This is a genomic window from Thauera sp. GDN1 (assembly GCF_029223545.1).
Lineage (GTDB): Bacteria > Pseudomonadota > Gammaproteobacteria > Burkholderiales > Rhodocyclaceae > Thauera.
Window position 1 is genome coordinate 342,685 of the sequence record NZ_CP097870.1, and the last position, 13,620, is coordinate 356,304.

At 69.9% G+C, this 13,620-nt stretch carries 11 protein-coding genes; 10 read left to right on the forward strand and 1 reads right to left on the reverse strand.

Annotated features, from left to right (window positions below; translation table 11 throughout):
- Positions 1–28: 28 nt before the first annotated feature.
- The 6 genes from CKCBHOJB_RS01580 (at position 29) to CKCBHOJB_RS01605 (ending at position 5,649) form a co-directional block, all read left to right on the forward strand.
- The gene (locus tag CKCBHOJB_RS01580) at positions 29–1,129 is read left to right on the forward strand and encodes a metal-dependent hydrolase (RefSeq protein WP_281050284.1); all 1,101 of its coding nucleotides are present in this window, start codon (positions 29–31) and stop codon (positions 1,127–1,129) included.
- Entirely contained in the window at positions 1,126–1,773 is a 648-nt protein-coding gene (locus tag CKCBHOJB_RS01585; RefSeq protein WP_281050285.1) for a redoxin family protein, read from the forward strand. Before CKCBHOJB_RS01580 ends, CKCBHOJB_RS01585 begins: the two co-directional genes overlap by 4 nt.
- A 10-nt stretch (positions 1,774–1,783) precedes the next feature.
- Positions 1,784–2,689 carry an alpha/beta fold hydrolase gene (locus tag CKCBHOJB_RS01590; RefSeq protein ID WP_281050286.1) on the forward strand — a complete coding sequence of 302 codons (906 nt, stop codon included), beginning with the start codon at positions 1,784–1,786 and terminating at the stop codon, positions 2,687–2,689.
- Between the two features lie 82 nt (positions 2,690–2,771).
- On the forward strand, positions 2,772–3,803 hold the full coding sequence (locus tag CKCBHOJB_RS01595) for a DctP family TRAP transporter solute-binding subunit (RefSeq protein WP_281050287.1): 1,032 nt from the start codon (positions 2,772–2,774) through the stop codon (positions 3,801–3,803).
- A gap of 80 nt (positions 3,804–3,883) precedes the next feature.
- Positions 3,884–4,369 carry a TRAP transporter small permease gene (locus tag CKCBHOJB_RS01600; protein ID WP_281050288.1) on the forward strand — a complete coding sequence of 162 codons (486 nt, stop codon included), beginning with the start codon at positions 3,884–3,886 and terminating at the stop codon, positions 4,367–4,369.
- Complete coding sequence (locus CKCBHOJB_RS01605; RefSeq protein ID WP_281050289.1) at positions 4,366–5,649, forward strand: TRAP transporter large permease; 1,284 nt, start codon at positions 4,366–4,368, stop codon at positions 5,647–5,649. The genes CKCBHOJB_RS01600 and CKCBHOJB_RS01605 overlap by 4 nt, the downstream gene beginning before the upstream one ends.
- A 61-nt stretch (positions 5,650–5,710) precedes the next feature.
- Here CKCBHOJB_RS01605 and CKCBHOJB_RS01610 read toward each other — a convergent pair whose 3' ends face one another.
- Entirely contained in the window at positions 5,711–6,334 is a 624-nt protein-coding gene (locus CKCBHOJB_RS01610) for a TetR/AcrR family transcriptional regulator (RefSeq protein ID WP_281050290.1), read from the reverse strand.
- Between the two features lie 198 nt (positions 6,335–6,532).
- Between CKCBHOJB_RS01610 and CKCBHOJB_RS01615 the strand changes: the two genes are divergently transcribed.
- Genes CKCBHOJB_RS01615 through CKCBHOJB_RS01630 form a run of 4 tightly spaced genes read left to right on the forward strand, consistent with a single transcriptional unit; the run spans position 6,533 to position 13,583 of the window.
- Positions 6,533–7,738 carry an efflux RND transporter periplasmic adaptor subunit gene (locus CKCBHOJB_RS01615; protein ID WP_281050291.1) on the forward strand — a complete coding sequence of 402 codons (1,206 nt, stop codon included), beginning with the start codon at positions 6,533–6,535 and terminating at the stop codon, positions 7,736–7,738.
- Positions 7,739–7,749: 11 nt separating this feature from the next.
- Positions 7,750–10,905 (forward strand): efflux RND transporter permease subunit, encoded by a 3,156-nt coding sequence (locus tag CKCBHOJB_RS01620; protein WP_281050292.1) that lies wholly within the window; start codon positions 7,750–7,752, stop codon positions 10,903–10,905.
- Position 10,906: 1 nt separating this feature from the next.
- Entirely contained in the window at positions 10,907–12,331 is a 1,425-nt protein-coding gene (gene adeC / locus CKCBHOJB_RS01625; protein WP_281050293.1) for an AdeC/AdeK/OprM family multidrug efflux complex outer membrane factor, read from the forward strand.
- Positions 12,332–12,377: 46 nt separating this feature from the next.
- Positions 12,378–13,583, forward strand: coding sequence for a GTP-binding protein (locus CKCBHOJB_RS01630; protein ID WP_281050294.1), 1,206 nt, complete (start codon positions 12,378–12,380; stop codon positions 13,581–13,583).
- Positions 13,584–13,620 lie beyond the last annotated feature (37 nt).

The window sequence follows — 13,620 nt, forward strand, 5'->3', positions numbered from 1 at the left end:
CGAAGGAATACCAGACACTCAGGACCCGATGGATACACTGACCCATGCCCTCTCGGGCGCCCTCGTCGGCCGCGTGCTCGCCGGACGTCGCACCTCGGCCGCTATGCCCGGGGCCGCGTCCGCACACGGCCCGCAGCCCCCGGTATGGCAGATGGTGGTCGCCGGCACCGTGGCGGCGACCTTCCCCGACCTCGACTTCGTGCTCGGCTGGATCTCCGAGCTCACCTACCTGCGCGGGCATCGCGGCGTGACCCACTCGCTGCTCCTGCTCCCGCTGTGGGGGCTGATGCTCGCCTGGCTGCTGGCGCGCTTCTGGCGGCGCGGGGGCCGGCCGGGCGCGGGCTGGCGCAGCTTCTACCTCGTGGTGTGCAGCGCACTTTTCGTGCACATCCTCGGCGACCTGATCACCCAGTTCGGCACCATGATCCTCGCGCCCTTGTCCGACCGCCGCTTCGGCTGGGGCACGACCTTCATCATCGACCTGCCCTTCACCGGCATCATCCTCGCCGGCCTGCTGGCGAGCGCGCTGTGGCGCGGCAGCCGGGTGCCGGCGGCGAGCGCGCTGGTGCTGCTCGCCGCCTGGGTGGGCGTGCAGGCGACGGGCCGCGCCGAGGCGATCGACGCCGCGCGCGCCTACGCCGCGGCCAAGGGCATCGCCGTGGTCGAGGTCGACGCCGCGCCGCGGCCGGCCTCGCCCTTCAACTGGACCGCGATCGTGTTCGACGGCGAACGCTACCACTACGCCCACCTCAACACCCGGCGCAGCGAACCGCTGGTGGCCACCGACGACGACAACTTCATCCGCCGCTTCTCCGCGCCCTACCTGCCGGTGGCGATGGCGCAGTGGGAGGTGCGCGAGCGCTTCGGCAACGGCAGCACGCGCGCGCTCGCCGAGCAGGTGTGGAACGCCGAGGACTTCGCCTTCTACCGCTGGTTCGCGATGTTCCCGGTGCTCGACCATGCGGGCGAGGAGGGCGACGGCCAGCTGTGCGCCAGCTTCAAGGACCTGCGCTTCCTCACCCCGGGGCGCGACCGCCAACCCTTCATCTACGGCCTGTGCAACGCCGCCGACGGCTGGCGCCTGTTCGAACGTGAGGCCGGCGGCCTGCGCTGGATCGATCCGCGATGACGAAATTGAAAGACGAGGCCGACAACCCCGGCCCCGGACCTGCGCTGCAGCCGGAAACGGACGTGGCCGGCACGCACCCCGTGGGAGCGGGCTTGCCCGCGAATGGCTCTGCCGAAGAAGCCGGGCCGCCCCGCAAGCCGCCGCGCTGGCGGCGCTGGGCGGTCGAGATCGGCATCTTCGTCGCCGTCTTCTTCGCCATCCAGGCCTGGATGGCGCGCGACGTGCCGGCCGGCCCTGCACCGGATTTCGCCACCGTCGCCGCCGACGGCCGCGCACTCAGCCTCGCCGAGTGGCGCGCCGCCCATCCGGGTCGGGCGGTGGGCGTGTATTTCTGGGCCGAGTGGTGCCCGATCTGCACCGCGCAGCAGGGCACGATCGACGGCGTGCAGGCCGACTACCCGGTGCTCACCGTCGCCATGCAGTCGGGCGACGCGCCGGCGGTGTCAGATGTGCTCGCCGGGCGCGGCCTTGCCTGGACCACCGCGATCGACGCCGACGGCCGCATCGCCCAGGCTTACGGGCTGCGCGGCGTGCCCGCCTTCGTCGTGCTCGACCCGGCGGGGGCGATCCGCTCGGTATCGCTGGGCTACACCACCGGCTGGGGGCTGCGCGCGCGCCTGTGGTGGGCGGGCGTGAGCGGCTGAGGAGGACGACATGGGGGCGCCCAGACTGATCACCGCCTTCACCGCCGGTGCGGCCACGCTCGCCGGAGGGCGGGCGCTGGTGCATTGGGGGATCCGCAAGGGCCTGGCGGCGCCGCGGGTGGCGCATCACACCGATCCGGGCGCGCTCGGGCTGGGTTTCGACACGGTGCGCATCGCCACCGCCAACGGCAGGACGCTGCACGCGTGGTTCATCCCCGCGCCGGACGCCGCTGCAGTGGCCGCGCCGGCGGTGCTCGTGGTGCACGGCTGGGGCGGCAATGCGGCGCTGATGCTGCCGCTCGCACGTCCGCTGCACGATGCCGGCTTCGCCACCCTGTTCGTCGATGCGCGCTGCCACGGCGCCAGCGACGACGACAGCTTCGCCTCCCTGCCGCGCTTCGCCGAGGACGCCGAGCACGCCTTCGCCTGGCTCGCCACCCGTGCCGGCGTCGACCCGGCGCGCATCGCCCTGCTCGGCCATTCGGTGGGGGCGGGCGCGGTGCTGCTGGCCGCCGCGCGCACGCCGCGGGTCGCGGCGGTGGTCAGCGTCGCGGCCTTCTCGCATCCGGCGGCCATGATGCGGCGCTGGCTGGCGGCCAGGCGCATCCCGGAGAAGCCGCTCGGCCGCTACATCCTCGGCTACGTCGAGAAGACCATCGGTCACCGCTTCGACGACATCGCGCCGGTCGCCACGATCGCGCGTATCCGCCGCCCGGTGCTGCTGGTGCACGGCGAGGATGACGAGGTGGTGCCGATCGACGAGGCGCGGCAGATCTTCGCCGCGCGCGGCGACACGCCGGTCGAGCTGATGACCGTGTCCGGGGACCACGAATCCTTCGCCGAGCTCGAGCATCACATGGGGCGCCTGGTGGAATTCTTGGACCGTGCGCTGGCCGCGGGACGCCCGGGTTTGTAGAATCGATCCTCCTTCCCACCCTCCGGGGCCCGAGCCGCGTGCACCGGGACCGGAACGACAAGCACAACACGGAGACCGCCTCATGCAGAAACGCCGCTTCACCGCCCTCATTGCCGGCCTCGCCGCCTCCGCCGCGCTCGGCTTCTCGATGCCCGCTTCGGCGCAGCAGTACAAGGACGAATACAAGCTCTCCACCGTGCTCGGCGAGGCCTTCCCGTGGGGCTGGGGCGCCAAGCGCTGGGCGGACCTGGTGGCGGAGAAGACCGAGGGCCGGATCAAGATCAAGGTCTATCCGGGCACCTCGCTGGTCTCCGGCGACCAGACCAAGGAATTCACCGCGCTGCGCCAGGGCATCATCGACATGGCGGTGGGCTCGACCATCAACTGGTCGCCGCAGGTCAAGGAACTGAACCTGTTCGCGCTGCCCTTCCTGATGCCCGACCACAAGGCGATCGACGCCCTGACCCAGGGCCGCGTCGGCACCAAGATGTTCGATATCCTCGCCGAGCGCGACGTGGTGCCGCTGGCCTGGGGCGAGAACGGCTTCCGCGAGGTTTCCAATTCGAAGAAGCCGATCCGCACGCCGGACGACGTCAAGGGCATGAAGATGCGCGTGGTCGGCTCGCCGCTGTTCCTCGCCACCTTCAACGCACTCGGCGCCAACCCGACGCAGATGAGCTGGGCCGACGCCCAGCCGGCGATGGCGACCGGCGCGGTCGACGGCCAGGAGAACCCGCTCGCGGTGTTCAATGCCGCCAAGCTGCACACCGTCGGGCAGAAGCACCTGACGCTGTGGGGCTATGTCGCCGACCCGCTGATCTTCGTGGTCAACAAGAGCGTGTGGAATTCCTGGTCCGAGGCCGACCGCAAGGCGGTGTCCGAGGCCGCGCAGCAGGCCGCCAAGGAAGAGATCGCCCGCGCCCGCGCCGGCATCTCGGCGGCTGACGATGCGCTGCTCAAGGAGATCGAGGCCAATGGCGTGTCCGTGGTCCGCCTGAGCGACGCCGAGCGCGACGCCTTCCGTGCCGCCACTGCCGGCGTGTACAAGGAGTGGGCCGAGAAGATCGGCGCCGACCTGGTCAAGCAGGCCGAGGAAGACATCGCCAAGCGCTGAGCCGCACATCCAGCAAGCTGGCCGGACGGCGCCGCACTCGGGCCGTCCGGCCTTTTTTCCGCCGACAGCACTCTGAGTCCATGAACACCGAATCGCCGCCGCACGAAACCGAAGCATCCGCCCCGTACACGATCGAACAGATCCTCTCCGGCATCGTCATGGGCCTGATCGTGCTGATCACCTTCGGCAACGTGCTGGCGCGCTACTTCACCTCGCAGTCCTTCGCCGCCACCGAGGAGTTCTCGATCGCGCTGCTGATCGTGCTGTCCTTCCTCGGCTCCTCGGCGGCCTTCGCCTTCGACCGCCACATCCGGGTCGATTTCTTCGTGCGCAAGCTGCCACGCTCCTGGCACGCGGCTGCGGAGTGGCTGTCGTTCGCGGTTACCGCCAGCCTGTTCGCCTTCATCGCCTTCTACGCCGGGCGCCTGACCTGGGACCAGTACCGCTTCGAGGAGACCTCGCCCGCGCTCGGCGTGCCGCAGTGGTGGTACACGGTGTGGATGCCGGTGCTGGCGGTGGCGCTGGTGCTGCGCCTGGTGCTGACCCGCATGCGGAGGCACGCATGATCGGCACCGTCCTCATCGGCCTGTTCCTGCTCGCGCTGGTCGCGGGCATGCCGCTCGCCACCGGGCTGGGCGTGGCGAGCATCGCGGTGCTGGCGCTGGCGGGCTTCGACCAGCTCGCGGTGCCGACCAACATCTACGCCGGCATCGCCAAGTACCCGTTGCTGGCGATCCCGATGTTCATCCTCGCCGGCATGATCTTCGAACGTTCCGGCGTGGCGATCCGGCTGGTGCGCTTCGTGACCGCGATGGTCGGCGAATGGACCGGTTCGCTGGCGGTGGTGGCGGTGCTGGTGTCGATGCTGCTGGGCGGCATCTCCGGTTCCGGCCCCGCTGACGCCGCGGCAGTGGCAGCGGTGATGCTGCCGTCGATGATCGCGCGCGGCTATCCGAAGGGCTTCTCCGCCGGCCTGATCGCCGCCTCCGGCTCGACCGCGATCATCATTCCGCCCTCGGTGGCCTTCATCGTCTACAGCGTCATGGTGCCGGCAGCGACCGTGCCGGCGCTGTTCGCCGCCGGCCTGTTCCCGGGCATCATCGCCGCCCTGTGCCTGCTGGTGCCGGCGATCGTGATCAGCCGCAAGTACGGCTTCGGGCGCGACTACAAGGCGGCTCGCCCGCCGCTGGGCAGGAGCTTCATCGACGCGATCTGGGGCCTGCTGGCGCCGGTGATCATTCTCGGCGGCCTGCGCACCGGCGTGTTCACGCCCACCGAGGCGGCGGTGGTGGCGGTGGCCTACGGCATCTTCGTCGGCATGGTGGTGTATCGCAGCATCAGCTTCAAAGGCCTGTTCCGCGTGCTGGTCGATGCCGGCGAGCTGTCGGCAGTGGTGCTGATGATCATCGGCATCGCCTCGGTGTTCGCGTGGGCGGGCAACACCCTGGGCATCTTCGACGTCGCGGCCAAGGCGCTGGTCGGGCTGCATTCGAGCGAATGGCTGATGCTGCTGTCGATCAACCTGCTGCTGCTCGTCGCCGGCATGTTCCTCGACGCGATCTCGATCTTCCTGATCCTGCTGCCGCTGCTGGTGCCGATCGCGGTCGCCATGGGCTGGGACCTGGTGTGGTTCGGGGTGATGATGACGATCAACCTCGCCATCGGCCAATTCACCCCGCCGATGGCGATCTCGCTGATGATCACCTCGCGCATCGCCGGCATCGGCATGGAGGAGACCTTCAAGTGGGTGATCTGGCTGGTGCTGGCGATGGGTGCCGGGCTGACGCTGATGATCGTGTTCCCGCAGCTGGCGCTGTGGCTGCCGGGGAAGCTCGGCTACCTGTAACCCGGGATGCGGGCCGCTGCCGCCCGCCCTGGCGTCTTCCGCACCGCCGCTGGGCTGGGCCTCAGCCCGGCTGGTCGAGCAGGTCGTTGATCGCGAGCTGGATGCGCTGTGCGACGCGCTCGCGGTCGAGCTCGGGGTTGCGGATGGTGCGCAGCAGCAGGCCTTCGAACATGGCCGCGAGCACTTCCACCATGTCGGCGGTTGCCGCGGGGGTGTCGTCGTGGCCGGCGGCGCGGCGGATGGCGCCGATGGTCACCGCGAGTTCGCGCCGGCAGGTGGCGTCGGCCTCGCGCACGATCTGCGCCACATGCGGGTTGCGCGCGGCCTCGGCGACGATCTCCACTTTCAGCGCCGCACTGGCCGGATCGAGCTGATCGAGCACGCCTTCGGCGGCGCGTTCGATCAACGCATTGCGCACGTTGCACGCGGCGCGCAGTTCGGCGGTCAGCGTCAGCAGGGTCTCGAGGTCCTGCGCGACGATCGCGCCGATGATGGCTTCCTTGTTCTCGAAGTAGTGGTAGATGTGGCCGGCGCTCATGCCGGCGATCTTCGAGATCTGTGCGATGCTGGCGCCATGAAAGCCGTGCTCGCGGAAGCATTGCGCCGCGGCGGCGAGGATCTGCTGGCGGCGGGCGGCGGCGCGCGAAGCTTCGGTGGTGTGGGGCGTGGAGTCTGTGATCTGCATGCTGTTCCGGTCAGACGCTCGGGCCCGCCGTCGATGAACCACCGCGGCGGGACGATGTCTTGAAAAATCTTGCGGTGCAACAAACGATAACATAGAATGAGCGTTCGATCTAGAATAACCATTCTAATGAGCGGGTCGTCGGGTCGCGATCAACAGTTGCACGCCGATGCCGCCGCTTCTCGCGTTCACGAGGCTCCAATGAAGACAAGATCCCAAGCCCTTTTCAGGTCCGCGGCTGCAGTGGCGCTGAGCGCCCTGTTCCTTGCCGCTTGCAGTGGAGGCAAGGAACAGGGCGGCGCGCCGGGCGCCGGGGCGCCGCCGCAGGCACCCGCCGTGACCGTGATGACGCTCAAGACCGAATCGGTGCCGATGGTGGCCGAACTGCCGGGGCGCACCAGCCCCTACCTGATCGCCGAGTTGCGCCCGCAGGTCACCGGGATCGTCACCGAACGCGCCTTCAACGAGGGCAGCGAGGTCAAGGCCGGCCAGGTGCTTTACCGCATCGATCCGGCGCCCTATCAGGCCGCGTTCGACAGCGCCCGGGCCGCGCTTGCGCGCGCCGAAGCCAACGCTCAGGTGGCGCGCATCAAGGCCGAGCGCCACGCCGGCCTGGTGAAGATCGAGGCGGTCAGCAAGCAGGCCAACGACGACGCCCAGGCCGGGCTCAAGCAGGCCCAGGCCGAGGTCGCGGCGGCCAGGGCGGCGCTCGACAAGGCGAAGATCGACCTCGACTACACCCGCCTGAAGTCGCCGATCGCCGGCCGCATCGGGCGCTCGACCGTCACCGCCGGCGCGCTCGTCACCGCGAACCAGGCGCAGGCGCTCGCCACCGTGCAGCAGCTCGACCCGATCTACGTCGACCTCACCCAGTCCAGCGCCGAGATGCTGCGCCTGCGCCGCGAGATCGCCGCCGGCCGCCTGCAGGCGGGCGCGAAGGGCGAGGTGCCGGTGAAGCTGATCCTCGAGGACGGCAGCGAGTACGCCGCCGAGGGCCGCCTGGCGCTGTCGGAAGTGACCGTGGACGAGGGCACCGGCAGCGTGACCCTGCGCGCCCAGTTCCCCAACGCCGACGGCGTGCTGCTGCCCGGCATGTACGTGCGTGCCCGCCTGCCGCAGGGCATGCGCAGCGAGGCGATCCGGGTGCCGCACAAGGCGCTGTCGCGCGACCCGCGCGGCAACGCGCTGGTGATGCTGGTCGATGCCGAGGGCAAGGTCGAGGCGCGTCCGGTGCAGGTCGCGCAGTCGTTCGGTTCGGACTGGGTGGTGACCAGCGGTCTCGCGGCCGGCGAGCGCATCATCGTCGAGGGGCTGCAGAAGGTCCGCCCGGGTACGCCGGTGCAGGCGCAGGAGGCGGGAGCGAGCACGCCCGCTGCCGGCCAGGCGCCCGCGGCCAAGGCCAGCTGAGGTAGCCGACCATGGCCCGTTTCTTCATCGACCGACCCATCTTCGCGTGGGTCATCGCCATCGTCATCATGCTGGCGGGTGCGCTGTCCATCCAGCAGCTGCCGGTGTCCCAGTACCCGTCGATCGCGCCGCCCGCGATCGTCATCAACGCCCGCTATCCGGGCGCCTCGGCCAAGGCGGTCGAGGACTCGGTGACGCAGATCATCGAGCAGAAGATGACCGGTCTCGACGGCCTGCTGTACATGAAGTCGACCAGCGACGCCTTCGGCAACGCCTCGACTACGCTGACCTTCTCCGCCGAAACCGACCCCGATACCGCCCAGGTGCAGGTGCAGAACAAGATGCAGACCGCGCTGCCGCTGCTGCCGCAGGCCGTGCAGCAGCAGGGGGTGACGGTCGCCAAGTCCGGCGCCAACTTCCTGATGGTGGTCGGTTTCGTCTCGACGGACGACAGCCTGACGGGGTCGGACCTTTCGGACTTCCTGGTATCGACGGTTCAGGATCCGCTCTCGCGCGTGGAGGGCGTGGGCGAGGTGCAGGTCTTCGGCGCGCAGTACGCCATGCGCGTGTGGCTCGACCCTGCGAAGCTCACCAACTACCGCCTCACCCCGGGCGACGTGCGTACCGCCCTGCAGGCCCAGAACGCCCAGGTCTCGGCCGGCCAGCTCGGCGGCACCCCCGCCGTGCCGGGGCAGGGTTTCACCGCCACGATCACGGCGCAGAGCCGCTTGCAGACGGTCGCCGAATTCGAGGATATCCTGCTGCGCAGCAACGCTCAGGGCGGCGAGGTGCGTCTGCGCGACGTCGCCCGTGTCGAGATCGGGGCTGAGAACTACGGCACCCTGGCGCGCTACAACGGGCAGGTCGCCTCGGGCATGGGGATCCGGCTCGCGCCGGGCGCGAATGCGCTCGACACCGCGACCGCGGTGCGCGCCAAGCTCGACGAGATGCAGCGCTACTTCCCCGAGGGCGTGGAGTACGTCGTCCCCTACGACACGACGCCCTTCGTCAAGATCTCGATCGAGTCGGTGGTGATGACGCTGATCGAGGCGGTGGTGCTGGTGTTCCTGGTGATGTACCTGTTCCTGCAGAACTTCCGCGCCACGCTGATCCCCACCATGGCGATCCCGGTTGTGCTGCTCGGCACCTTCGGCCTGATGGCGGCCTTCGGCTTTTCGATCAACACGCTGACCATGTTCGGCATGGTGCTGGCGATCGGCCTGCTGGTGGACGACGCCATCGTTGTGGTCGAGAACGTCGAGCGCGTGATGACCGAGGAGGGGCTGCCTCCGAAGGCGGCCACCAAACGCTCGATGGACCAGATCACCGGTGCGCTGGTCGGCATCGGCCTGGTGCTGTCGGCGGTGTTCGTGCCGATGGCCTTCTTCGGCGGCTCGACCGGCGTGATCTACCGCCAGTTCTCGATCACCATCGTGTCGGCGATGGCGCTGTCGGTGCTGGTGGCGATCGTGTTCACCCCGGCCCTGTGCGCCAGCATCATGAAGCCGGTGGAGAAAGGCCACGGACACGGCGAGGGCGGCCTGTTCGGCAAGCTCTTCCACTGGTTCAACCTGAAGTTCGATCGCAGCACCAAGGGCTACGAGTCGGCAGTCGGCGGCATCCTCAAGCGCAGCGCGCGTTTCCTAGCCATCTACCTCGCCATCGTCGCGGTGCTCGGCCTGCTGTTCGTGCGCATGCCGACCTCCTTCCTGCCCGAGGAAGACCAGGGCGTGATGTTCAACCAGATCGTGTTGCCTGCTGGTGCCACCCAGGAGCGCACGCTCGCGGTGCTCGAGAAGGTCGAGCAGCATTACCTGGTGAACGAGAAGGATACCGTGCGCGCGATCTTCACCGTGGCCGGCTTCAGCTTCGGCGGCAGCGGCCAGAACATGGGCATCGGCTTCGTGAACCTCAAGCATTGGGACGAGCGCCAGGCGCCGGGCATGGACGTGAAGTCGGTCGCCGGGCGCGCGATGGGCGCCTTCGCGCAGATCCGCGAGGCGATGGTGTTCGCCTTCGTGCCGCCGGCGGTGATCGAGCTCGGCACTTCGGGCGGCTTCACCGTGCAGATGCAGGACCGCTCCGGCCTCGGCCACGAGGCGCTGCTCGCCGCGCGCAACCAGTTCCTCGGCATGGCGGCGCAGGACAAGCGCCTGGTCGGGGTACGCCCGAACGGCCAGGAGGACATGCCCGAGCTGCAGCTCGACATCGATCACGCCAAGGCCGGCGCGCTCGGGCTGTCGATCGCCGACATCAACGACACCCTGTCGACCGCCTGGGGCGGCAGCTACATCAACGACTTCCTCGACCGCGGCCGCATCAAGAAGGTCTACCTGCAGGGCGACGCCCCCGCGCGCATGACGCAGGAAGACCTCGACAAGTGGTACGTGCGCAACAAGGCGGGCGACATGGTGCCGTTCTCGGCCTTCGCCACCGCGCGCTGGACCTATGGCTCGCCGCGTCTCGAGCGCTTCAACGGCCAGCCGTCGATGGAGATCCTCGGCCAGTCCGCGCCCGGACTGTCGTCCGGCGAGGCGATGCAGGCCGTGGAAGACATCATGGCGAAGATGCCGCCGGGCATCGGCTACGACTGGTCGGGTACCTCCTACGAGGAGCGCCGCTCCGGCTCGCAGGCGCCGGCGCTGTACGCGCTGTCGCTGCTGGTGGTGTTCCTGTGCCTGGCGGCGCTGTACGAGAGCTGGTCGGTGCCGTTCGCGGTGATGCTGGTGGTGCCGCTCGGCGTGCTCGGCGCGCTGCTGGCCGCCACCAGCCGCGGGATGTCGAACGACATCTACTTCCAGGTCGGCCTGCTCGCCACCATCGGCCTGTCGTCGAAGAACGCGATCCTGATCGTGGAGTTCGCCAAGGCGCAGATGGAGGAGGGCAAGGATCTGGTCGCGGCCACCCTGACCGCGGTGCGGATGCGTCTGCGCCCGATCATCATGACCTCGCTCGCCTTCGGCTTCGGCGTGCTGCCGCTGGCGATCGCCACCGGCGCCGGTGCCGGCAGCCAGAACGCGATCGGTACCGGCGTGCTCGGCGGCACCATCGCGGCGACCGTGCTCGGCATCTTCTTCGTGCCGCTGTTCTATGTCGTGATCAAGCGCATTTTCCCCGACAAGTCCAGGGAGGAGGCCGTGGCGCCGACCGCCCAGGAGGGACGTTGAGATGAACAAGCAGGAAACGAAGCGGCCCCTGCGCGCCCTGGTGGTGGCACTGGCTGCCACCACCCTGGGCGCGTGCTCGATGATCCCGGCCTTCGAGCGCCCCGCGGCGCCGGTGCCGGCGAGCTTCCCGCAGGCCCAGTCCACCACGGCCTCGGCGATCGCGCCGCTGGCCGACACCATCGCCTGGCGTGACTACTTCGCCGACGCGCGCCTGCGCGAGGTGATCGCGCTCGCCCTCGACAACAACCGCGACCTGCGCGTGGCCGCGCTCAACATCGAGCGTGCGCGCGCCCAGTACGGCATCCAGCGCGCCGACCTGTTCCCGTCGATCGCGGTCAGCGGCGGGCAGAGCGCGCAGCGCCTGCCGGCGGACCTGAACGCCAGCCAGCAGGCCGACATCAGCCGCCAGTACAGCGCCAACCTCGGCTTCGCCAGCTACGAGCTCGACTTCTTCGGCCGCGTGCGCAGCCTGGAAGAGCAGGCGTTGCAGACCTACCTCGGCACCGAGGAGGCTCGCCGCAGCGCGCAGATCAGCCTGGTGGCCGAGGTCGCCAACGCCTGGCTGCGCCTCGCCGCCGACCGCGAACGCCTGGCGCTGGCGAAGAGCACGCAGCAGACCCGCCAGGAATCCCTCGATCTGGTGCGGCGCAGTTTCGAGCTGGGTGCGGTGTCCGCCCTCGACGTGCATCAGGCCGAGACCTTGCTGCAGGGCGCACGCGCCGATGCGGCGCGCTTCGAGACCGTGGTCGCACAGGATCAGAACGCACTGGCGCAACTGGTCGGCGGCGGTGTCCCGGCCACTCTGTTGCCGGACGGGCTCGAGCAGGCGGTCGCCACGGTGGCGGAGCTCCCCGCCGGGGTGCCCTCCGAAGTGCTGGCGCGTCGCCCCGACATCCTGCAGGCCGAGCGTGCCCTGCTGGCGGCCAATGCCAGCATCGGTGCCGCACGCGCCGCCTTCTTCCCGCGCATCACGCTGACCGCCACCGCCGGCACCGCGAGCAGCACGCTCGACGGCCTGTTCGACGGCGGCTCGGGTGCCTGGAGCTTCGTGCCGCAGTTGCGCCTGCCGATCTTCGAGGCCGGACGGCTGCAGGCGAGCCTGGATCTCGCCGAGATCCAGCGCGACATCAACGTCGCCCAGTACGAGAAGGCGATCCAGTCGGCCTTCCGCGAAGTGGCCGACGCGCTTGCCGAGCGCGCGACCGTCACCGAGCGCATCGACGCCCGGCGCAAGCAGGTGGCGGCGACGCAGAACAGCCTGAAGCTGTCCGACGCCCGCTACCGCGGTGGCGTCGACAGCTATCTGAGCCTGCTCGACGCCCAGCGCAGCCTGTACGCGGCCGAGCTGGAGCTGATCGGTGTCCGCTTCCTCGAGGCGACCAACCGCGTCGAACTGTACAAGGCGCTCGGCGGCGGCTGGCAGTAGCGCGGCGCGCCCGGGTCCGGGCATGGTCGCGCTACACTTCGCAGCCATGAACACGACGCCCACCTCCGCCGAACCCGACCGCCGCATCCCGGTCACCATCCTCACCGGCTTCCTCGGCGCCGGCAAGACCACGCTGCTGAACCACCTGCTGCGCCAGCCGCAGATGGACGGCAGCGCGGTGCTGATCAACGAGTTCGGCGCGGTCGGCGTCGACCACCACCTGGTGGAGAAGGTCGACGAGAGCCTGGTCGTGCTCGACTCCGGCTGCATCTGCTGCAGCGTGCAGGGCGACTTGGTGCGGGCGCTGAAGGGCCTGTTCATGCGCGCGCTGCGGCGCGAGCTGAAGGGCCTGCGCCGGGTGCTGATCGAGACCACCGGCCTCGCCGACCCGGCGCCGGTCATCCATACGCTGATGGCCGAGCCCTTCCTGTCGGAGCGCTACCGGCTCGACGGCGTGGTGACCGCGGTCGATGTGACCCACGCGCTGGACCAGCTCGGCATGAACAGGGAGGCGGTGCGCCAGGTGGCGATGGCCGACCGTCTGCTGCTGACCAAGTGCGACCTGGCCGACGCGGCGCAACGCGAGGCGGTGGGTGACCGCATCGCCATCCTCAATCCCGGCGCGCGCCAGGTCGAGGTGTCTGGCGGCGTGGTCGCGGCCGACGCGGTGTTCGGCTGCGGCCTCTACGATCCGGCGGCCAAGGTCCCCGACGTCGCCGCCTGGCTGGGCGAGGAGGCGGTGCGCGCCGCCGGGCGCCGGCCGGTCGGCACGACGTGGGCGCGGCTGCGGGCGGGCGGGACGCCGGCGCATGTGCCGGGCGCGACCTCGGCTGACGGGGATCGGAGCGCAGCGGGCGTGGCGCCGGTGGGAGCGGGCTCGCCCGCGCACGCCGCGCACGAAAGCGCGCCGCCGCGCCACGATGCCGGCGTCACCAGCTTCGTGCTGCGCTTCGACGACCCACTGGCGTGGTACGAGTTTTCCGATGGCCTGGCGCTGCTGCTGCAGGTCTATGGGGTGCGCATCCTGCGCATCAAGGGCCTGCTGAACGTGGCCGGCGACCCGCTGCCGCGGGTGCTGCAATGCGTGCAGCACAGCGTCTATCCGCCCTCCAGCCTGCCGGCCTGGCCGGACGTGCCGCCCTACGACGACCGTCGCAGCCGGCTGGTGTTCATCGTGCGCGACCTGGCGCAGGACGAGGTGGTCTCCATCCTCGCCAGCTTCACCGGGCAGATGCCGCAGCTGGCGAGCTGAGGCGCACCCGCCGCGCCCGCGAGTCGGCGCGCCGCCC